Genomic DNA, 21,460 nt, shown 5'->3' with positions numbered 1-21,460 from the left:
TTGCACACTCCTGTGTGTGATCATTGCGGTCATTCTGTTGCCAATATCACGCGAGCCAGCTCCGACGGATTCTCGACAGCGGAGAAGTGGCCGGTATTTTTGAGCGTCACCATCTGCGAGGCAGGAATCAGCGACCGTGTGCGTTCGCGTTCATTTGGCCGAGACCAATCGCTATCGCCATAAACGAGCGTCACAGGCGCCGAGATCTGCCGATAGTAATCGCGCGCCTTGCTCCAGGATCGCCAGCCGGCCAGCACCTTGCGTGCGATCCGCTTGTATCCCGGGCGGTGGGCTACTTCATCGAACTCGGCCAGCAAATCGGCCGGCAGTTTGCGCGGGTCGTGATATCCGCCGCCCATGATCTTGCCGAGGACCATCTTGTTTTCGAGCGATGCATTCATCGCGCCGAGCACCGGGATCTGCAAACTTCCGATGATAAAGTTCGCGAACCAGTTGCCGCGTCGAATGCCGTCCCCGTAGCGCGTCTCGTAGTCGTAGGGGTTGATCGCATAGACCCGCTTCACCCGCTGCGGAAGCGACGCCGCCACTGTAAGGGCCAATGTCCCGCCGATCGACTCGCCAACCATCGTAACGGCCGAGAGGTTTAGCTCCTCGATGAAACGAATGACGGCCTGCCTGAAGTAGGGTTCGTCGAAGCTCGCGCCTGGATCTATTGGAGAGTGTCCGTGGCCCGGGAGGTCAATGGTGTACACCGTGTGCGATGTCGCGAGGAGGGGCGCCAGACTGCGGAAATATTCGAGCTGTGTCCGGATCGTATGTATGAGGAGTAATGGAGGCCCGCTGCCGATCTTTTGGAAACGCAGGCTAAGCGTATCCGATATTTCGAGCAAACTTGGTTTGCCTTTTGTCACGCTAAGCATTTCGATTTCTCCCGTGCTTTGAGGGATGCGATCTTTCAAGCGGCGGCGGCTTCCCGGACCTGTTTGACTGCTGCATCCAGAATCGCCCGAGCCAGATCAGGGTCGTTGACGACACGCGATAGCGTCACCGCGCCGACCATCGTCGCGAGAATGGCCATGGCCTTGCCGCTGGACGCCTCGCCGCCAGCCTCGGCAATGAAGCGGCCGAGCACTTCGAGATGTGCCTTTATTCCCGCTTCGAATGTCGCCTTCACGTCGGATCCCTGTCTGGCGGCATCCGCGCCGAGCGCCACGATCGGGCAGCCGTCCATCCTTTCTTCGCGATGGTCGCCACTGAGGTAGAACGCGATCACCGCGCCGAGCGGATCGTCAGGATTTTTCGTTGCCGCATCCGACCATCGGCGGGAAGCGCCCTCCAATGCGCGCCTGGACGCCTCTACCGCCAAATCCCCTTTTGACGCGAACTGCTTGTAGAAGGCGCCTTGTGTTAGCCCGGCCGCCTTCATCAGATCTTTTAGGCCGATGCCATCAAAGCCGCGCTCCCTGAAGAGGCGACTTGCCACATCAATCACGGTTTGGCGGTTCTCCGCGGCTTGAATGCGACTCACACGCATGGTGGACCTCCATTTGGATTTCACTCGAAATCTATATCTCAGATAGAGTTCGAACGCAATCTATCAATGGCGTGGCTGGATTCGGCGTCGCTGAGGGTCAAGAGGCCGGTTTTTGGGGATCACATTCCCGTCAGAGTTCAAATTTAGATTGCGATCGACATCTAAATAGTTTATAGAGTTCGAATGAAATCTAATTTAGATGAGGAGGCGGATATGAAAAAGCGAAGACCTATCATTGTGTTAGGGGGCGTCCTGATCGCGGCGTTAGCTGCGACTGCGTTCGTCACACTTCGCACCCAGGAAGCCGCCGCCGTGAGCGACCCCCGGCAGGAACCCCCGATCGTCAGGCTGGTCACGGCCGCGCGTGTGAACGGATCCGAACGCGGTTTCACGGGCATCATCGGGGCGAGGGTGCAGAGCAACCTCGGGTTTCGCGTCGCCGGCAAGATTGTCGAACGGCTGGTGAATACCGGTCAGCAGGTCAAAGCCGGTGAGCCGCTGATGCGGATCGACGAAACCGACCTTCGCCTTGCGGTCACGGCAAAGCGCAACGCCGTTGCCGCAGCGCGTGCATCTGTCGTTCAGACCGAAGCGGATGAACAGCGATACGCCAAACTGGTGAGCAACGGATGGGCTTCCCGACAGCGCTACGAGCAAGCGAAGGCCGCACTGGACACGGCCGAGGCGCAACTCGCCACCGCCGAAGCCGATGCGCGGGTCGCCGAAAATGAGGCGACCTATTCGGTTCTGGTAGCGGATGCGGACGGAACGGTGGTCGAAACGCTTGGCGAGCCCGGGCAGGTCGTCTCGGCCGGCCAGACAGTCGTTCGGATCGCCAAGGCCGGTCCCCGCGAAGCTGTGGTGGCACTTCCCGAAACGATCCGGCCAGCGATTGGCTCCGAGGCTGAGGCCAGCATCTATGGCGCCGATGGGCGACGCTATGCGGCGCATCTGCGGCAGTTGTCGGACTCCGCCGATGCTCAGACCCGTACCTATGAGGCCCGTTATGTGCTCGACGGTGAGGCCGCGGCGGCACCGCTTGGCGCGACGGTAACCATTCGGCTGGCAAGCCAGGCTAGTCAGCCGGATGTTCAGGTGCCGCTGGGAGCCGTGCTCGATGACGGCCGGAAGACCGGTGTGTGGGTCCTGGATAGCGCCACCTCAACCGTACGCTTTCGTCCAGTCAAGCTTGTTCGAGTGAGCAGCGAAACCGCCGTGATCTCCGGATTGAGCTCTGGTGACCCGGTTGTTTCCCTCGGCGCTCACCTTCTCCAGGAGGGCGCTCGCGTCAGGACTGCATCTGAAAACAACGGAAACTAACGAGCTTCAATCTTTCCGCGATTACCGTCGGAGGACGGCAAATGCTATACAGCTACATTGTCAAGAAAGAAATCCGAAAGACCTTCGACCACGTCAACAACCATCGCTGGGATGACGCGGTGAAAGCGGTCGCGCCGCATGTCCATCACCGCGTTTCCGGCGCCCACGCGCTTGCTGGTGAGCGCCACGACAAAGAAGCCCTACGCCGCTGGTTTGAGCGTCTCGGCCGCGTCCAGCCCACTCTCCATATCACGGTCAACAACATCTGGGTGAAGGGCTGGCCGTGGCATACCACCGTGTTTGTCGAGTGGGACGGCACCGCAACGCTGCTCAACGGCGACGCGTCGTACGTCAACCGCGGTCTCCACGTGTTCACCCTGCGGTGGGGTAGAGTCTATGCACTCGAGGAATTTCAAGATTCACAGGAAGCGGCCCGTGGCCTTGCCGCCCAAGCGGCAGCGGGCCTCAAAGAAGCTGTCGCCGAACCAATTGTGAGTGAGCAGAAGAGCAGTCAGAGGGCCCGCGCTTTTTAGGTAAGCGCGGTTCACTCGACGCCCACCTGCTGCAGGACGGCGCGAGCGCCAGGACGAACGTCTAGGATTAGGAGTGGCCAAGTGATGAATTTCAATCTTTCCGCGATCGCCGTTCGTGAACGGGCCGTCACCCTGTTCTTCATCGTCCTGCTGGCGGCCGCAGGCGCCTACGCCTTCGTCATGCTCGGGCGGGCGGAGGATCCCTCCTTCACCATCAAGACCCTGACGGTCACGACGGTATGGCCGGGCGCGACGGCGCGCGAGATGCAGGACCAGGTCGCCGAACCGTTGGAGAAGCGGCTTCAGGAGCTGACCTGGTATGACCGGGTGGAGACGACCACACGGCCAGGTTATGCGTACATGACGGTTACGCTGAAGGACAGCACACCGCCATCCAGCGTGCAGGAGGAGTTCTACCAGGCCCGCAAGAAGCTTGGGGATGAAGCGCGCAAGCTGCCCTCTGGTGTGCTCGGCCCGTTCGTCAACGACGAATATTCGGACGTGAGCTTCGCCCTCTATGCCCTCAAGGCGAAGGGCATGCCGATGCGGGAACTCGCCAGGCAAGCCGAGACCATTCGCCAGGATCTCCTGCACGTGCCCGGCGTCAAGAAGATCAACATCCTCGGTGAACGTCCCGAACAGATCTTCATCGAGTTTTCCTATGCCAAACTGGCAACGCTTGGCGTGTCGGCACAGGATATCGTTGCCGCCTTGCAGCGGCAGAACACCGTCACACCGGCAGGCTCGATCGACACCAAGGGGCCGCAGGTCTTCATCCGGGTCGACGGCGCTTATGACAGCGTCCAGGCGATCGCCGACACGCCGATCGTCGCTGCGGGGCGGACGCTGAAACTCTCCGACATCGCCGAAGTCCGCCGCGGCTACGAGGATCCTCCCACCTACCTCATCCGCCATCAGGGTGAGCCCACGATCATGCTCGCGGCGGTTATGCAAGAGGGCTGGGATGGCCTAGCGCTCGGCAAGGCGCTGGAGGAGCGGTCCGCCGCTATCGCTCGGACGCTGCCACTCGGGATGACCCTGGCCAAGGTCAGCGACCAGGCCGTCAACATCACCTCGGCGGTCGACGAATTCATGATGAAGTTTGCGATGGCGCTCGGCGTGGTGCTGCTGGTGAGCCTGCTCAGCCTCGGCTGGCGCGTCGGCATCGTCGTGGCGGCTGCCGTCCCTCTGACGCTTGCCGTCGTGTTCCTCATCATGCTGGAAACCGGCCGGTTCTTCGACCGCATCACGCTCGGCGCCCTCATCCTGGCGCTTGGTCTTCTCGTGGACGACGCCATCATCGCCATCGAGGTGATGGTGGTGAAAATGGAAGAGGGCATGGACCGCATCAAGGCGGCGGCCTACGCGTGGAGCCACACGGCGGCGCCGATGTTGTCGGGAACACTCGTGACGGTCGCCGGGTTCCTGCCGGTGGGCTTCGCGCGCTCGACGGCCGGCGAATACGCCGGCAACATCTTCTGGGTCGTGGGGTTCGCCCTCATCGTCTCCTGGATCGTCGCGGTGGTCTTCACGCCCTATCTTGGCGTCAAGATGCTGCCCGCGATCAAGCCGGTCGAAGGTGGTCACCAAGCGATTTACGGCACACCGAACTATCGGCGCCTGCGAGGGCTCATCACCTTTGCCGTGCGTCACAAGTTCGTAACCAGCGGCATCGTCGCCATCGCTTTCGCGCTGTCCGTCGTCGGCATGGGCGCCGTCAAGCAGCAGTTCTTCCCGACGTCCGACCGGCCCGAAGTGCTGGTGGAGGTTCGCCTGCCGGAAGGCACCAGCATTGAGACGACGACCGCTACAGTCGAGAAGCTCGAACACTGGCTGGGCCACCAGTCGGAGGCCAAGATCGTCACGAGCTATGTCGGTCAGGGCGCTCCCCGATTCTTCTTCGCGATGGCGCCGGAGCTGCCTGATCCGGCCTTCGCCAAGATCGTCGTACTTACACCGGACGCGGAGGCGCGCGAGGCTTTGAAGCACCGGCTCCGACAGGCGGTGTCAGAGGGGCTTGCGCCTGAGGCCAATGTGCGCGTCACTCAGCTTGTGTTCGGACCCTACACGCCGTTCCCGGTCGAGTTTCGGGTCATGGGGCCTGATCCGGCGCAACTGTACGCTATCTCTGAAAAAGCCCTCGATATCATGCGTGGCGTTCCCGATGTGCGGCAAGCCAACCGCGATTGGGGCAATCGCACGCCCGTGCTCCGTTTCATCCCGGATCAGGATCGACTGAACCTCATCGGCCTCTCGCCAGCGGAGGTCGGCCGGCAACTCCAGTTCCTCCTCACTGGCATCCCCGTTACGCAGGTCCGCGAGGACATCCGCAATGTCCCCATCGTGGCACGCAGCGCCGGCGGCGAGCGACTGGATCCGGCACGTCTGGCGGATTTCTCCCTGATGAGCCGGGACGGCCGCCCGATTCCGCTCGACCAGATCGGCCATTCGGAAATCCGTCTGGAAGAGCCGATCATGAAGCGCCGCGATCGCACACCCGTGGTCACGATTCGCTCTGATATCAATGAAGCGACCCAGCCTCCAGAGGTCTCCAAGGAGATCAAGACGGCTCTTCAGCCGCTGATCGCATCGCTTCCGGCCGGCTATCGCATCGAATTGGGCGGATCGATCGAGGAGGCAACCAAGGCCAATGACGCGTTGGCGACGGTCTTTCCCGCCATGATCGCCGCCATGTTGATCGTCATCATGCTGCAGGTGCGATCCTTCTCGACGATGGCCATGGTCATGCTGACGGCACCGCTTGGCCTCGTCGGCGTCGTGCCCGTGTTGCTCGCCTTCAATCAGCCCTTCGGATTCAATGCCATTCTGGGCCTGATCGGACTGGCCGGCATCCTGATGCGCAACACGCTGATCCTGACCGAACAAATCAAGGAGAACCGTGCTGCCGGCCTTGACGACTATCACGCCGTCATCGAGGCCACGGTGCAACGCACGAGGCCCGTGATCCTGACCGCACTTGCCGCCGTGCTCGCCTTCATCCCTCTCACGCATTCCGTCTTCTGGGGATCGATGGCCTATACGCTGATCGGCGGCACCGCGGTCGGCACGGTGCTGATCCTGCTGTTCCTTCCTGCGCTTTATGCCACGTGGTTTCGGATCAAGCCGACCGCAGATGCGATCCATGGGGATTCGACGGAGGAATCGGAATTGCAAACAGCAATGGCTGCCGAGTAGGGCTTTGTTGTATCCATGAATCGTCCAGTCCGAACGGGAGCTGATCCCGATGAGGCGCGCGCGCGCATCCTGGAGGTGGCGGAGGAGCAGTTTCGCCGCATCGGTTACCACAAGACGTCGATGGCCGACATCGCCTCTGAACTCGGCATGAGTCCGGCGAATGTCTACCGTTTCTTTCCCTCCAGGGATGCGATCAACGAGTCGATCTGCGGGCGTGTCTTGAACGAGGTTGCTGACATCGCCTCTGCGATCGCACGCACGAACGTGCCGGCCATGGAAAAACTCGACCGGCTCCTGACCGCCGTTCACCGCCACAACAAGATGACGCTGGTCGAGGAAAAGCACATGCACGACCTGATTGTCGTCGCCATGCATGAGAACTGGACGATCATCAAGGCGCACGTCGAACGGATGGTGGCGATCTTCGAGGCGATCATATGCGAGGGCATCGAAGCGGGCGAGTTCGAGGTCGAAGATGCCGCGAAAGCCGCGCGAGCTGTCAAATCCGCCTTCACGCCATTCTTCCATCCGACTCTGATCGAGCACTGCGTTCGACACGGCGAAGATACCGAAGCAGACCTGCGCAACCAGATCCGCTTCATCCTGAAGGCTCTCGGCAAGTCTGACTAACGGTCTGCCGCATTGAGGCCTGTGGTTCCGGATTAAGCCGACTACTGATGCCATGCGAATACCAATGGCTTCATGGCAGCCGGCGGCAAGCTGACTCATGACGAAACTGTCGCCCGCAACCGAGCTGTGACTGCGTGATTGAGTTTGGAGATTCGCGCAGCGAAACTCGAGCAAACGCGTCGGAAAGCGTCCGGAAAACCATCTGCTATCCGTGGCTGGCGGGCGAAATCAACGTCTTCCTTACGCCGCTACCATATCTGTTACGGTGCCGCCGGAAATCTTCGGTGTCTCGTGAAGCTGTATCAGACCATGAAGCGTTGCCAACATCAGATGTTGTGCAGCCGGAGCTGGCCAGGAGGACGCCGCACGCGGGCTATGTTGTCACGCGAAGTTGACGCTCTTGTTTAAGGGCAGTTCGCGCACACGCTTTCCTGTGAGAGCAAAAATGGCGTTCGCGAGCGCCGGTGCCGCAGGCGGAACGGGGGGTTCGCCAATTCCGCGCACTTCACTGCCAAGCTGCAATCCCTCGACGATGATTTCCGGTGCCTGATGGAATCTCATTCCCTCGAACGCGTGATAATTGGTCTGGGCCGGCGCGAAGTTGTCGTAGGTCAGCTCACAATTCATCGCGTGGCCCAAGCCCCAGATAATGCCTCCCTGGATTTGCGCCTCGAAATTGATCGGGTCGAGAACACGCCCCACCTCGCAAACGGCGTATACCTTGTCGATTCTGATGCCTTGAGCTGTATCGCTCACTTCAACGACTTGGGCCATCGGTACGCCAAATGATAACGTCAGGGCGACCCCACGAGCGCGCTTGCTATCTATTCGCGGCCCGTTCCAAGCGGAAATATCTCGCAAGGTCTCCAGGACCGCCTTCGAGGTCTTATGATTGCACAGACGAATAAGTTCAGACATCGGATCAGCGCCGGCGGCATGGATCAATTCGTCCAGGAAGGAAGCGTGATGAAACCCATTCGCCGAGGCTCCAACCGATCGCCACGGGCTGACGGGCACCATTTCTTTCGCGCGGTAACCTGTCACCCGGTAGTTCGGTATTGCGAAAGGTTGATCCCAAACACCATTGACACTCGTAGTGTCGGGACCGGGAGGAACGGGAGCCTGCAGACGGTTAAACCAGGAGGCCCCCATTGATTGGCCGGCGATATCAATGCTCATGCTCTCGACCTTGCCATCGCGAACCGTTCCCCTTGCGCGCGAGAGCTGGATTGGGCGCGGATAGTCGTGCGCCATGTTCTCTTCTCGGCTCCAAGTCATCTTGACCGGAACGCCTTCCATCGCAATCGCAAGCTCGATGGCCTGCAGCGCATAGGTGTCGTCGAGTCGTGCGCCAAAGCTGCCGCCAATCGGCTGAACGTGGACATAGACTTTGTCTTCCGGCAATTGGGCCAGCTTAGCAGCATGCATCTGGAGAAATAGCGGGATCTGCGTTCCCGTCCAGATGTCGAGCCGTTCCTTCGTATAGAGCACAACCGCATTCATGGGCTCGAGGGGCGCGTGAGCCAGATATGGCGTTCGATACTCCGCCTCAATCGACTTGGATGCGCCGGCCAATGCCTTCTCGACGTCTCCGTCGTTGCGAAGTCGGCTGTCCTGCAGGTCTTTGGAGAACGAATTCTCCAATACCTTCCACATTCCAGCAGAGTTGGCCGGATAGGGAGGATCGTTCCATTCGATCTTGATCGCGGCCGCGGCCTGAAAGGCTCTCCACGTGTTATCGGCGATGACGCCCACACCGTCTTTGACCGGGACGATCTTTTTCACGCCCCTCATCTTTTCCGCGCCAGAGGCATCATATCGTTTGATCGTGCCTCCCATACCGGGATTGGCCCGGACGGTGGCGTACACCATCCGGTCCGAGCGAACGTCAATCCCATACTGCTGTGTACCGGTAGACTTCGCGACGATATCGATCCTGCGCATGCTCTTGCCGATGTAACGCCACTCCTGTTCCGATCGGAGCGTGACATCAGTAATGGGCTCAAGCTGCGCTGCCTCGACGGCTAGTTCCGCGTAAGTAACGGACTTGCCATCGGGGAAGATGACCTGGCCGTCTTTGGTTTTCAGTTGCGATCGGGACACTCCCAATCTCCTGGCGGCCGCCTCCTTCAGAGTCTCGCGCGCAACAGCTCCCGCCATGCGAAGTTTATGATATCCATCGGGTACAGTGGAGGAACCACCGGTGATCTGCATACCTAGCAGACGGCTTAGCACTTCGCCGCCACCACGCGCACCCCGGGCCAAGAAGCCATCATCGATTGTAGCAAAGGGCAGGCTGTCGTCCATGATCCGGCTGTTGAAGTATGCCGGACTGGGCGGACCAGAATCGATGCGAACCTTATGCGGATCCACATCGAGCTCTTCAGCAATCAGATGAGCTTGGATGGAATAGGAGCCTTGGCCTTTATCGGCTCGCGGAGTAATAAGCGTGACGCCCTTCGCATCAACGCGGACGTAGGGCGTGATCGCGGCTTCACCCGGCTGGAGGCCTTTGAGCAACGGATTGAGGGGTTCCTTGCGCAAGTTGTAATAGCCGAACGCGACGCCACCGGCGATCGCAGCGGATCCGATCAGAAACGTGCGTCGTGCAATTTTTCCAAGCCGAGCCACGCTATTTCCCCTTCATCATCTGGGCTGCAGTTTTGACGGCGCTGTGGATGCGAGCATAAGTTCCGCATCGGCAAAGATTTCCGCTCATGGCGTCGGCAATATCGGTCTCAGACGGATCGGGGGTTTTCGACAGGAAGGCTGCTGCAGTCATCATTTGGCCGGACTGACAATAGCCGCACTGCGCAACTTGGTGCTCGATCCAAGCCTGCTGAACCACGTGTGGGTTTGCCGGCGTTCCGAGACCCTCGATCGTCGTGACGCTGCCGCGAACCTCGCCAGCACTGATCGAGCAGGAACGAACCGCCGCACCGTCGACATGCACGGTGCACGCACCGCAAAGCCCGGCGCCGCAGCCATACTTCGGTCCCGTAATGCCGAGTTCATCCCGAAGCACCCAAAGAAGCGGAATTTCCGGTTCGATGTCCAAGTCGTGCCGCTTGCCATTGACGGTCAATTGCATTGCGAGTGCTCCAGCGATTGAGAAAACGACGATTGGTGCCCGTCTGCTCTTCAGGAGCTCCCAACACCTTGGCAGAGCTGAGGTCCCGCTGACAATGCGCGGTCATTCCCTATGAGCCGTTCCTCGTCTATTAGCAGACTTGACTAGTTTTTTGCAAGTGACTAAGTTTTGTTTAGACATTTTGATTTGAGCGAGATCGGAGCCGATTTGGACCTGCTGATGAGGGAGCTGGTGTGTGGTCGATTTAGCGAGTCATCCAACCGTTGTATCGCATCGAGCTGAGACAAAAGCGTCGCGGCCGCACACATTGGATGCGGATCGGCTCCGGTCATTGTGTTTGGAGGCTGGGGCGGATGACGTAGGATTCGTCGAAGTCGATCGCGAAGATATCGCCGCGCACCGCGCAGACATCCTCGGCGTGTTCCCCCGCACGAAGTCGATCATTAGCATTGTGTGCCGGATGAATCGCGAGAACATCCGAACTCCAATGCGGTCCATCGCAAACATCGAGTTTCACCACGTTGTTCACAAGACCGACGACGTCGTTCGAGAGATCGTCAGTAGGTTGGAGGCCATCGGCGTTCGAGCGATCAATGCGGCTGCCGTTGGTTTTCCCATGGAAATGGACCGCTTCGGCGCGGGCAAGCAATGGCTGGTATCGCACAAGCCGATTGCCGAAGCGGCCGGCCTTGGTCGGATGGGCATTCATCGCAACGTCATCCATCCAAAGTTCGGCAACTTTGTTCTTCTCGGGACCGTTTTGCTGGATGCGGAGGTCAGTGCTTACTCGCGACCGCTTGACTACAGCCCTTGTCTGGAATGCAAGCTGTGCGTTTCCGCCTGTCCCACTGGTGCGATCGCCCCGGATGGGCATTTTGATTTCGCGGCCTGCTACACCCACAACTATCGCGAATTCGCAGGCGGTTTCACCGATTGGGTGAATGGGATCGCCGACAGTCGGGATTCGCGTGCCTATCGAGACAGGTTCACGCCGGCAGAAACGGCTTCAATGTGGCAAAGCCTTTCCTTTGGTGCGAACTACAAAGCCGCTTACTGTATGGCGGTGTGTCCTGCAGGCGAAGATGTGATCGGTCCCTATCTCGCCGACCGAAAGCAATACATGGAGGAGGTAGCCAAACCCCTAAGCGAAAAGGTTGAGACAGTCTATGTCGTCGCCGGATCGGACGCCGAAGCCTACGTGCCCCGCCGCTTCCCGCACAAGCCGATCAAGCGCGTCCGCAACGGACTCTCGAACATACGTTCGATTCTTGCCTTTCTGAGATCGCTTACATTAGTCTTTCAGCGAGGACGTTCTGCCGGCCTTAATGCGACGTTTCATTTCACGTTCGTGGGCCGCGAACCCGCGGAAGTGACCGTTGAAATCAGGAACAAGACGATAAAGGTCACCAACGGTCGTCAGGGTGCGGCGGATTTCGCCATGACAGCCGATAGTGACGCTTGGCTGAGCTTCCTGCGCAAAGAGGTGAAGTTGCCCTGGCTGCTGCTGCGCAGAAAGCTTCGCTTCCGCGGTTCACCGAGGCTCCTGCAGGCCTTCGGTCGATGTTTTCCGTCTTGATTTCTCGAATGTAGGCGGACCGCAGGTGGCCTGCCCCAATATTCGATCAGTGGCGCTGGGTTCGTCCCAGCGTGCCCAAGCACAGCTCGCGGGGCGTCCGAGGAGGAAAAGATGGAATCTCCGATCTTAATCACTGGTGCCGCAGGAACAGTTGGTCACGCCGTGTGCGAGCTACTGATCGGACGAGGATCCAAGGTGAGGGCGCTAGTGCGCAATGAGGATGTTCGGTCGGCCAAACTAGCCGAACGCGGTGTTGAGGTTGTCGTCGGGGATCTTCTCGATCTGCATGCGATGCATCGCGCCATTGAGGGTTGCGAGCGAATTTACTTCGGTATGACTGTGTCGGCTCAGTATCTCGAGGCGACAGTCAATGCCGCCGCCGTCGCGAAACATCACAACGTGAGTGCATTCGTGAACATCTCACAAATGACAGTCTCGCAAATGGGAATCAATTCGACCACAGACAGCCCACAGCAGAAGCTGCACTGGCTCGCGGAGCAGGCGCTGAATTGGTCTGGGGTGCCTGTCGTGCATGTCCGTCCGACCTCATTCCTGGATACCTTCTTCCTCAGGTTATCGGCGAATTCAATCCGCGAGCATCAGCAAATTCGACTGCCCTTCGGGAATGGAAAGACCTCGCCGATCGCCAGTGAAGATGTTGCGCGGGTGATCGCTGCGATCATCGAAGACCCGGCCCGGCACATCGGCAAGATATACGAACTGACTGGCCCGCGTTCCCAGGATATGAACGGGGTTGCTGAAGAGTTCTCCAAGGCTCTCGGACGTCCAATCACTTACGTGAACGTACCCTGGGAACCTTGGCGCAAGCAGCTGGAGGATAGCGGCAGGTTGTCTCCGCATGCGCTTGCCCATCTCGCAACAATGGCTCTTCTTAAACAGCAGAATCGATATGACCGCTTGACGTCGGATGTGGAGAAGGTCACTGGCACGCCGCCGCTCAGCGTTTACGACTTTGTCCTGCGCCACGCCAATGTGTATACGGCGGCAGACGAGGAATTCCTGCCATGAAGCGCGCCGCGTGGTCGCTGACCCTGATCATGCTGACTACATCTGCACCGGCGCGTGATGATGGACGCTACGCCAATTCACCGTTGAAAGGATGGTTCGACCACAGCGAATTCGGGCCATGCTGCTCGGACGCGGATGGATACGTTGTTGCCGACGTCGATTGGGAATCACATCACGGGCACTATCGTGTGCGCATCGACCATGAGTGGGTGATGGTGCCTGACGGCGCCGTTGTCACTCAGCCGAACAAGATCGGGCGGACCATGGTGTGGAAGTATTATATCGACGGTCGCCCGCGGGTCCGCTGCTTCATGCCGGGCAGCATGATGTGACATGTAGCTCGGTCCGCGACTGGGCCGATCTTGTTGGCCGATACCCTTTCCCGTTGTGCTCGGCCGGACGGCTGCGCCTCGCGATGAAAGAATTTCTCGAAGGCGCGCTTCTCCGTCGACACCAGCGTTGTCGCTGATCACGGTAACGGCGTTAAGAGCGCCCGCCGCCAGGCTACGCGATAGTGAGCGCCCCGTTCAGCCGCTTCGCTCAGCGAAATCCTCGATGTAGCCCACCGAACTCATGAAATTGGTCTTGACGTTTTGCATGATGAACAGCATTCTTATTCTGGATGATACGTGTCATGCAGAATGGCGCCGTGGTCCGGCAACTACGGTAACCAACATTGCCCATATGGCATGGAGCAGATGTGCGCTGCGTTCCAGGGAATGGCGATGACGGCTGAGGTTTTGACGGAATCTTCCGCAGACAACGCTTGCCTGAACCTCGAGGCGGCTACCGATCATGGAAGCCGTCAGAACCAGCAGTCGTCGCGGAGGGGACGCGTAGCGGAGGCAAACTGGGATCTCTTCCGATTATTCTCTTCCGTCGCGAGGTTCGGCAGTGTCAATCGCGCCGCTCGCGAATTGGGTATGAGCCAGCCGACGCTCAGTCGCCGGTTGAAGGAGCTGGAACGCCATATCGGAGCTCCGCTCTTCTTTCGAGTGTCCTCCGGTGTCAAGCTGACACAGGAAGGCGAACAACTCCGTCTGTCGGCGGCTGCTATCGTACGGTCGTTCGAGTTGTTTCAGCGCGATCTGTCATCGCGTGCCGGCGACAGGTCCTTTTCCATCAAGATCTCTGCTACCGAAGGCCTGACCAAGCACTGGTTGTTGCCTCGCGTGAACAAGCTGCGCGCACTCAACGACAAGATCAGCCTCGAGATATTCTCCACTGTTCTCAAGCAAAATCTCGCCGCAAGCGACCTCGATTTTGTCATTCGGATGGGGCATCCGGGCGACAACGAGCTAGTAGGTCGGCGGGTAGCGACGGTAGCGTTCGGCTTGTTCGCATCCGAAGCATATCTGGCCGAGCATCCGGCGCCGCGATCCATTGCGGACCTCGACAAGCATGAAATTATCGGAAGTTCGGCTGACTTTGCCGGCCTTCAGGGCGAGCGTTCCGGACAAATGCTTCTTCTCACGCAGTTCAAGGCTGCGGGAGATGCCCGTGCCTCATTGAAAGTGTCGATAGCAAACCATCTTTCTGCCGCTACGGCGGGACTGGGGCTGGCATTCCTGGCGGTGCCGTTCGCTCTCGCAGAGGGATTGGTGCGTGTTCTCCCTCAGGAATCATCGTTAATGGATCTCTGGCTGTTGCGCCGGCGCGAGAGCGATCTGCGCAAGTTGACAGGGCAGGTCCGCCGGCTTCTCGAAACAGAGTTTGCAGCGTCTCGTGCATGGTTTCTGGGGCAGCAACGGCCTCGAAGGCCTTTGCAGCGCATTGCGTGACCGCATTAAGCTGTCCTTATCAGGAGCGTGCGCGATTCTCCACGCCACGGAACTCCGGCTGCGTTGAGCGCAATCAGCTCCTGTGCAAGGACCCGATGAATGGGCCAGCACCGGTTACGCGCGGGAGGATCGGCGCATTTCCGCGTAATCGAGGATTGACCGTCGCGCTGCCAGCAAAATCTTCTTCGATGCTTCCTCTTCCCTCATCACGCGGGAAAGAGTCATCGCGCCTACGATCGTGCACATCACCGAAGTAGCGAACTCGGTCGCGTCCTCGTCCCCAATAAGCGTAGCGATGCTGTCGAAGGATTTTTCGAGATACGCCGTCATGATGTCCCGCGTCCGCGAATCGGCGCGGGCGACGTCGCCGGCGAGAGCAGCAACGGCGCATCCGGATGCCGGATCATCGCGATGTGTCTTGCTAAGGTAGGCGTTTAGGAAAGACTTGAGCGTACGCGGCCCTTTGGCGCTCGCGGCGTTGATTGCCGATGCGTCGCCGTCGGCGAGAGCCCGATCGAGCGCTTGGGCGATCAGATCATCACGCGACTCGAAATGTCCGTAGAAGCCACCATGGGTTAGTCTCGCGGACGTCATGAGTTCGCTAATACTGATGCCCGCCAATCCTAGTTCCCTGAGCTGCAGGGCCGCCGCATCCAGGATCCGCTCCCGGCTTCTTGCCTTCTCCGCCTGTGAGTGTCCCACCTGTGTCGCTCCGGGAAATTGCAATCGACGATCTGGATGTCGGCCGCCAGACCTGAATTCTGGATGATGGCCTTCATTCAGGAGAATCTCGCGCGAGGATAAGCAGCCTTCGGGTGAATTTCCATATGTTTCCGCGCGATGGCCTTCGCCGGCTTGCCCGAGATCAAGTGGCAAATTCGTTTCGCGACGCCAGTGCATTCGGAAAGCCAGGGACGGGCCAGGTTCAAGCTGATGCAAGTGACCGCCCGCGGCACAAACGAATTCATGACAAAGTCCGAGGTCGTCGTCGAGATCGGGAGCTCCGACGAGCCTGGCCTTGTCGCGGAATGGCTTAGTGTTTCCTATCTCGCGGAGTGGGTCACCGCCTAGTGCCTCGATAGCTGTGCAGTCAATGCCTAACCTGTCTCAGTTGCTAGAGCTGTTCTTTATCAAGAGCGGGTCCGGATCAAGCGTCGGCATCTCCATCGTGAAATTCATTCCTGAATAAGGCAGGCACAAGAATGCTGTAGCCGGCGTCGAGCACAAATTGTCATGTGACCAGATCGAGCGCACCGCAGTGAGCCGTTATCCCCTCAGGCGTCAAGCGCTGCGTGGAGGAAGCAAATGAGCGAGCAGAAGCCCGCGCTGGGTCGGATCCGCACTGAGGTTCACGGGCGGGTGCTGAAAATCATCATCGACAATCCAGCGAAGAAAAATTCGTTCACCCCTCAGATGATGGTGCAGATCTCCGATGCGATGACCTTGCTGGACCGCAATGACGATTATTGGGCCGGCGTGGTCTGCGCCGAGGGCAGCGACCTTACCTCCGGCCTCGACATGCCCAAATTCTTCGGCCCGAAGGCCGAAAGGATCGATATCCCGGCTGACAACATCGACGTGTTCGCCCTCAAGGGGCGTTGCCGCAAGCCGGTTATCACCGCGGTGCAGGGCATCGTCTACACCATCGGCATCGAAATGATGCTTGCCGGAGACATTGTCGTCGCTGCCTCAAATAGTCGATTCTGCCAGATGGAGTCGAAGAGGGGTATTGCGCCGCTCGGCGGCGCGCACTTCCGCTTTCTGACCCGGGCCGGTTGGGGGGATGCAATGTACCACCTGTTCCTGTGCGACGAGTTCGATGCTGCGCAGGCCCACAAGATCGGCCTCGTGCAGGAAGTGGTCGATCCGGGAAAGCAAATCGAGCGTGCGATGGAGCTGGCGCAAACCATTGCCAAGAACGCGCCGATCGGAATCCAGGTCACCAAAGAAGCTGCGTTGAAGTACATCGAGGCCGCTGAACGAGCTGCGATCGACTACATCCCCAAAATCAAGGACCGTGTCTTCAACAGTCAGGACATGATGGAAGGCATCCAGTCCTTCGTCGAACGCCGTGCCGCGGTCTTCGAGGGACGTTAGTCGCTTGCGCCGTGACCAGTTCGGCAAGGAAAAGGAGCCACTCATGGGCAGCACGCAAGGCGTCCGATCTTACGAAGATCGCACCGCTCGCGTTGGATTGGTCGCCACATTGCCGAGGCACTGAGCGCGCCAAAGGTGGTTTTGCCATCGCGGAATAGGTGCGTTCGAGCAGATGCGAAAGAGCGATGACTTGTCATGATTGCCGCCAGCGAGACCTTTGGTGGAACTTGGCCTTTCGAACCCTGCTTTTTTGAGGGAGCCGGCTTTCGGATGCATTACGTCGACGAGGGGACCGGCGATCCCATCGTTTGTTTGCATGGGGAGCCCACCTGGGGTTACCTCTATCGACGTTTCATCCCTCCGCTTTCCGCCACGCACAGAGTCGTCGTTCCTGACCACATGGGTTTCGGCAAGAGCGAAACTCCTCGGGATCGAAAATATTCGCTGAGGACTCATGTCGACAACCTGACCAAGCTGATCGAAGCGCTCGATCTCAAGAACATTACGTTCGTTTTGCAGGATTGGGGTGGGCTGATCGGCTCAGCGTTCACGCTACGACATCCGCACCGCGTCAGGCGCCTGTTTCTCCTCAACACGTTGGCCGGCTATGGAAAGACCTCCGCGGGGTCGACGCCCTGGTTCCAGCTCATCCTGAAGCATCACAAAGCCGGCACGCTCGGGGAGGTGTTGGGGCACCTGGACGTGAATATCCTCAGCATCATGAAGACGCAGGGTTTGGAGAATTTGTCGGCGGTGGATTCCAATTGGCTTGCAGCCTTCGGCTCGGCCTTTCCGACGAAGGAGGACTGCGTCGGGGCAATTGAGTTTCCGCTCGACGCTTTGCTCGGTCGGATCATTCCATACCTCGAGGAGGGCGTGCCGCTTCTCCAAAACCTGAAGTCGAAACCCGCGATGCTTGCGGTCGGCATGAAGGATCGAGCGATTGCGCCGGAGAACCAGATCTCTGATTTCAAAGCAATATGGCCTGACGCGCCGGTCATTAAGCTCCCGCATGCGGGACACTTTAGCCAGGAAGACGCACCGGACACCATCATTGCATTGATTGAGCTGTTCATCCAAAGCGCCAGGTGATTGTGCAAGCAAACCTGGCTGGTCTTGCGGGAACAGCGGTGCGTGTCCGGCTATGAAGAGGAACTCTATGAAAGGGATCGCTCATGGGCAGCGTGAAGAAGGCGTTCGATCTTACGGGAAAAATTGCGCTCGTAACCGGCGGCTCGCGTGGATTGGGCTTGCAGATCGCCGAGGCATTGGGCGAGCAAGGCGCCAAGGTGATTTTGTCGTCGCGGAAAGCCGCCGATCTCGAGCAGGCGTGTTCACATCTTTCAAAGCTCGGATATCAGCCGGACGCTATCGCAGCCGACAATTCCAAGGATGACGATATCATGCGGTTGGTCGACCAAGCCTTGGGCAAGTTTGGCAGGATCGATATTCTCTTGAACAATGCCGGCGCCACCTGGGGAGCTCCGACAGAGGATCATCCCGTCGAAGCATGGGACAAGGTGATGAATCTCAATATTCGTTCCCTGTTCGTGTTGAGCCAGCAGGTCGCGAAGCGGTCGATGATTCCGAACAAGTACGGGCGCATCATCAACATGGCGTCGATTGCCGGATTGCGGGGTCACGTTGGCGAGCCGCAGATGATTGCCTACAACACGAGTAAGGGGGCGGTTGTCAATTTCACCCGCGCATTGGCGGGCAGTTGGGGTCAGTACGGCATTACGGTCAATGCGCTCGCTCCCGGTTTCTTCCCGTCCAAAATGACGGCCGGAACCATTAAGGCGGTTGGCCTCGACAAGCTGACTGAGGGTGTTCCGCTGCGTCGCATCGGTGATGAAGACGATTTGAAGGGGGCGATCATCCTGTTCGCCAGCGACGCCGGCAAGCACATTACCGGTCAGATATTGGCAGTGGACGGCGGCATCATGGCTGTCTGACAGCTCGCCCACCGGCCCTTGCTGGCGCGCACTCAATTCAATGTTGAATAGCCGCTCGCCAGATGCGCTGTGGCCAGCACCGACCAAGCCGAACTACCAAGCTGCCAACCAGCCGGTGCCGCGCAAGCGGTTTGGGCGGATCCGAGCGCACCGCCCGTACTAAAGGAGATAGCCGATGACAAGCCCTGTTATTATCGAGAAACACGGCAGTGTGGCCGTTCTTCTGGTCGACAACCCGCCAGTGAACGCGCTCGGGTCGGCGGTGCGCCAAGGTCTGCGCGACGCCATGCGGGAGGTGCTGGACAATCCGCAGTACGCGGCCGTCGTGCTAGCCTGCGCCGGCCGCACGTTCATTAGCGGGGCCGACATTCGCGAGTTCGACCAGAAGATCGAGGGACCCAGTCTCGACGAAATCAATCGCCTGTTCGAGAACCGGTCCAAGCCTGTCGTCGCCGCAATTCATGGCGTCGCGTTTGGCGGCGGGCTCGAAGTCGCGATGGGCTGCCATTTCCGTATTGCGGCGAGCGATGCCAAGCTCGGGCAACCGGAAGTCAAACTTGGATTGATCCCGGGTGGTGGCGGTACGCAACGTCTGCCGCGTGCCATCGGACCGGCGAGAGCTGTGCAAATGATCGTGACCGGCGATCCGATCGGCGCGGAAGAGGCGCTGCAGCTTGGGCTGGTCCACCAAATATTCGAAGGGGAACCAGTCGCGGCGGGTGTTGCCTTTGCGCAGAAAGTTCTGTCCGAACGCCGTCCCCTGCGTTCGCTGCGCGATGACGATTCGAAGCTGCGAGCGGCGCGCGCTGACAGAAGCACCCTGACGAAGGCGGCGGCTGAAGCGATGAAGCGCAATCGCGGGCTCGAAGCCCCGGCGGCCTGCGTGGAAGCCGTTGCGTGGTGCCTGGACGTACCGTTCGATGAAGCGATCCGGCGGGAATGGACGCTGTTCACCCGGTTGAGAAGCGGCGATCAGTCTAAAGCACTGCGTCACGTGTTCTTCGCGGAACGCAGCAGCAACAAGATCGCTGGTCTCGAGGCCGGCACACGCCCGCGGAAAGTCAACTCGGTCGCGATCATCGGCGCAGGCACGATGGGTGGCGGCATCGCCATGTCCTTTGCCAACGCCGGCATCCCGGTGAAGCTGATCGAAATCGCAAAGGATGCGCTCGACCGTGGCCTTGGTACCATACGGAAAAACTACGAGGCGACCGCAGCACGCTCGGCGATGTCTTCGGACACCGTCGCCAAGCGCTTGGGACTGATAACCGGTGCCGTGGGCCTGGAGCACGCTGCGGAGGCCGACCTCGTCATCGAGGCGGCATTCGAGACCATGCAGATAAAGAAGGAGATCTTCTCCGAACTTGATACCGCTGCAAAGCCGGGGGCGATTCTCGCAACAAATACTTCCTTTCTCGACGTCAACGCGATTGCAGCGGTCACGAAGCGGCCCCAGGACGTACTCGGGATGCACTTCTTCAGCCCGGCGAATGTCATGAAGCTGTGCGAGATCGTGCGTGGCGAAAAGTCGTCGCCGGACGTGCTGGCCACGGCCGCTGCAGTCGCGCGGCGCATCGGGAAGATTCCCGTCGTCGTGGGCGTCTGCCACGGCTTTGTCGGCAATCGAATGCTCGTGGTCCGCCTGCTCCAGGCCCGCAAGATGTTGCTTGACGGGGCGCTGCCGCAGCAGGTTGACGCTGTCGCGACGCGGTTCGGAATGATGGGGCCTTTTGCCATGGGGGATATGGCAGGTCTCGATATCGGCTGGCGATCGCGCAAGGATAGTGGCGAGACATCTCCGATCGAGGATGCGTTGTGCGAAGCGGGAAGATTCGGTCAGAAGACCGGAGCGGGGTACTACCGGTACGATGCAGGATCCAGAACGCCGATTCCGGATGCCGACGTAGAGGCCTTGATCGTGGATACCAGTCGCAAGCTGGGCATCACGCGACGCCAGATCAGCGACGCCGAGATTCATGAACGACTGATCTACCCGATGATTAATGAGGGCGCACGAATTCTCGAGGAAGGGATCGCGGAGCGGGCGAGCGACATCGATCTGGTCTGGCTCTATGGATACGGCTGGCCGCCCCAGACCGGCGGTCCGATGTTTCTTGCGGACCAGATAGGCCTCCCCGTCGTGGCTGAGCGGTTGGCGTTTATGGCCGCACTGGACAAGGACGAAACACTGCGGCCGGTGCCGCTGTTAAATCGCCTCGCTACCTCGGGCGGAACCTTCGCGGCTTTCAAGTAGATGCAGGAGGTGCGGGATCTCCGCGTCAAGAGAGGACTATAGACGAGATGGTCTACGTGATAGCAACGCTCACGGTGAAGCCAGAAATGAAGGCGGAGTTGTTTTCCGCCGCGAAGGATTGCATCGCCGCCACCCACAAGGAAGACGGATGTATTTCCTACGAGCTGTTCGAAAGTACCACCGATCCGAACAAGCTCGTGTTCGTCGAACAGTGGCAGTCGGCCGACTGCCTCCCTCTGCATTCCAAGAGCGACCACATGAGAGCATTTGGCCGCGTGGCGGTGAAGTGCTTTGCAGCCCCTGTACAGGTCCAGATCATCACTCCCGAAAAGGTCGAGAAGCGGTAGCTCTATCGTCCTCAGACGGCCCGGATAGCGGGTTCCATATAAGAACGATTTCAAGGCTGCACGGACTTCCCGTCCCCTTTGACGAGTCATTCAGTAACGACCCGGTCCACCCCATGCCGATAGCAGCGTAAGCCGGTCGCGCTTCAAAGGTCAATTG

18 protein-coding genes are annotated in these 21,460 nt (G+C 59.4%); 13 read left to right on the top strand and 5 right to left on the bottom strand.

Annotation, left to right across the window (positions count from 1 at the left end):
* Positions 1–29 precede the first annotated feature (29 nt).
* Entirely contained in the window at positions 30–920 is an 891-nt protein-coding gene (locus tag V1278_RS30440) for an alpha/beta fold hydrolase (RefSeq protein WP_334383293.1), read from the bottom strand.
* Positions 917–1,495, bottom strand: a complete 579-nt coding sequence (locus V1278_RS30435; protein ID WP_334384293.1) for a TetR family transcriptional regulator — start codon at positions 1,493–1,495, stop codon at positions 917–919. Before V1278_RS30435 ends, V1278_RS30440 begins: the two co-directional genes overlap by 4 nt.
* A gap of 213 nt (positions 1,496–1,708) precedes the next feature.
* On the opposite strand from V1278_RS30435, the gene V1278_RS30430 reads away from it, so the two are divergent.
* From V1278_RS30430 to V1278_RS30415, 4 genes are all read left to right on the top strand, one after another.
* Entirely contained in the window at positions 1,709–2,815 is a 1,107-nt protein-coding gene (locus tag V1278_RS30430) for an efflux RND transporter periplasmic adaptor subunit (protein ID WP_334383292.1), read from the top strand.
* 41 nt (positions 2,816–2,856) lie between these two features.
* Positions 2,857–3,348: a nuclear transport factor 2 family protein gene (locus V1278_RS30425; protein ID WP_334383291.1), complete on the top strand. Its 492-nt coding sequence runs from the start codon at positions 2,857–2,859 to the stop codon at positions 3,346–3,348.
* A gap of 84 nt (positions 3,349–3,432) precedes the next feature.
* Entirely contained in the window at positions 3,433–6,543 is a 3,111-nt protein-coding gene (locus V1278_RS30420; RefSeq protein WP_334383290.1) for an efflux RND transporter permease subunit, read from the top strand.
* 15 nt (positions 6,544–6,558) lie between these two features.
* A complete protein-coding gene (locus V1278_RS30415; RefSeq protein ID WP_334383289.1) occupies positions 6,559–7,173 on the top strand; it encodes a TetR/AcrR family transcriptional regulator in 615 nt (204 codons plus the stop codon).
* A 381-nt stretch (positions 7,174–7,554) separates the two neighbouring features.
* Here the strand turns inward: V1278_RS30415 and V1278_RS30410 are convergent, their stop codons facing one another.
* Together V1278_RS30410 and V1278_RS30405 are read right to left on the bottom strand one after the other, a co-directional pair.
* Positions 7,555–9,804, bottom strand: a complete 2,250-nt coding sequence (locus V1278_RS30410) for a xanthine dehydrogenase family protein molybdopterin-binding subunit (protein WP_334383288.1) — start codon at positions 9,802–9,804, stop codon at positions 7,555–7,557.
* 1 nt (position 9,805) lies between these two features.
* Complete coding sequence (locus V1278_RS30405) at positions 9,806–10,264, bottom strand: (2Fe-2S)-binding protein (RefSeq protein WP_334383287.1); 459 nt, start codon at positions 10,262–10,264, stop codon at positions 9,806–9,808.
* Positions 10,265–10,499: 235 nt separating this feature from the next.
* On the opposite strand from V1278_RS30405, the gene V1278_RS30400 reads away from it, so the two are divergent.
* From V1278_RS30400 to V1278_RS30385, 4 genes are all read left to right on the top strand, one after another.
* Positions 10,500–11,840: an SCP2 sterol-binding domain-containing protein gene (locus V1278_RS30400; protein ID WP_334383286.1), complete on the top strand. Its 1,341-nt coding sequence runs from the start codon at positions 10,500–10,502 to the stop codon at positions 11,838–11,840.
* 111 nt (positions 11,841–11,951) lie between these two features.
* Positions 11,952–12,869 carry an NmrA family NAD(P)-binding protein gene (locus tag V1278_RS30395; RefSeq protein WP_334383285.1) on the top strand — a complete coding sequence of 306 codons (918 nt, stop codon included), beginning with the start codon at positions 11,952–11,954 and terminating at the stop codon, positions 12,867–12,869.
* Entirely contained in the window at positions 12,866–13,201 is a 336-nt protein-coding gene (locus tag V1278_RS30390; RefSeq protein WP_334383284.1) for a hypothetical protein, read from the top strand. Before V1278_RS30395 ends, V1278_RS30390 begins: the two co-directional genes overlap by 4 nt.
* A gap of 309 nt (positions 13,202–13,510) precedes the next feature.
* Entirely contained in the window at positions 13,511–14,650 is a 1,140-nt protein-coding gene (locus V1278_RS30385; protein WP_334383283.1) for a LysR family transcriptional regulator, read from the top strand.
* Between the two features lie 114 nt (positions 14,651–14,764).
* On the opposite strand, the gene V1278_RS30380 is transcribed toward V1278_RS30385, so the two are convergent.
* Positions 14,765–15,550 (bottom strand): TetR/AcrR family transcriptional regulator, encoded by a 786-nt coding sequence (locus V1278_RS30380; protein ID WP_334383282.1) that lies wholly within the window; start codon positions 15,548–15,550, stop codon positions 14,765–14,767.
* A gap of 405 nt (positions 15,551–15,955) precedes the next feature.
* On the opposite strand from V1278_RS30380, the gene V1278_RS30375 reads away from it, so the two are divergent.
* From V1278_RS30375 to V1278_RS30355, 5 genes are all read left to right on the top strand, one after another.
* A complete protein-coding gene (locus V1278_RS30375; RefSeq protein ID WP_334383281.1) occupies positions 15,956–16,747 on the top strand; it encodes a crotonase/enoyl-CoA hydratase family protein in 792 nt (263 codons plus the stop codon).
* Positions 16,748–16,942: 195 nt separating this feature from the next.
* Entirely contained in the window at positions 16,943–17,839 is an 897-nt protein-coding gene (locus V1278_RS30370) for an alpha/beta fold hydrolase (protein WP_334383279.1), read from the top strand.
* 83 nt (positions 17,840–17,922) lie between these two features.
* On the top strand, positions 17,923–18,702 hold the full coding sequence (locus V1278_RS30365; RefSeq protein WP_334383277.1) for an SDR family oxidoreductase: 780 nt from the start codon (positions 17,923–17,925) through the stop codon (positions 18,700–18,702).
* 175 nt (positions 18,703–18,877) lie between these two features.
* On the top strand, positions 18,878–20,956 hold the full coding sequence (locus tag V1278_RS30360) for a 3-hydroxyacyl-CoA dehydrogenase NAD-binding domain-containing protein (RefSeq protein WP_334383276.1): 2,079 nt from the start codon (positions 18,878–18,880) through the stop codon (positions 20,954–20,956).
* A 47-nt stretch (positions 20,957–21,003) separates the two neighbouring features.
* Entirely contained in the window at positions 21,004–21,303 is a 300-nt protein-coding gene (locus V1278_RS30355) for a putative quinol monooxygenase (RefSeq protein ID WP_334364330.1), read from the top strand.
* The last annotated feature ends 157 nt before the right edge of the window (positions 21,304–21,460 follow it).

The organism is Bradyrhizobium sp. AZCC 1577 (assembly GCF_036924575.1).
Lineage (GTDB): Bacteria > Pseudomonadota > Alphaproteobacteria > Rhizobiales > Xanthobacteraceae > Bradyrhizobium.
Note: the sequence above shows the minus strand (reverse complement) of the source record. Positions and strands in the feature narration are given on the sequence as shown.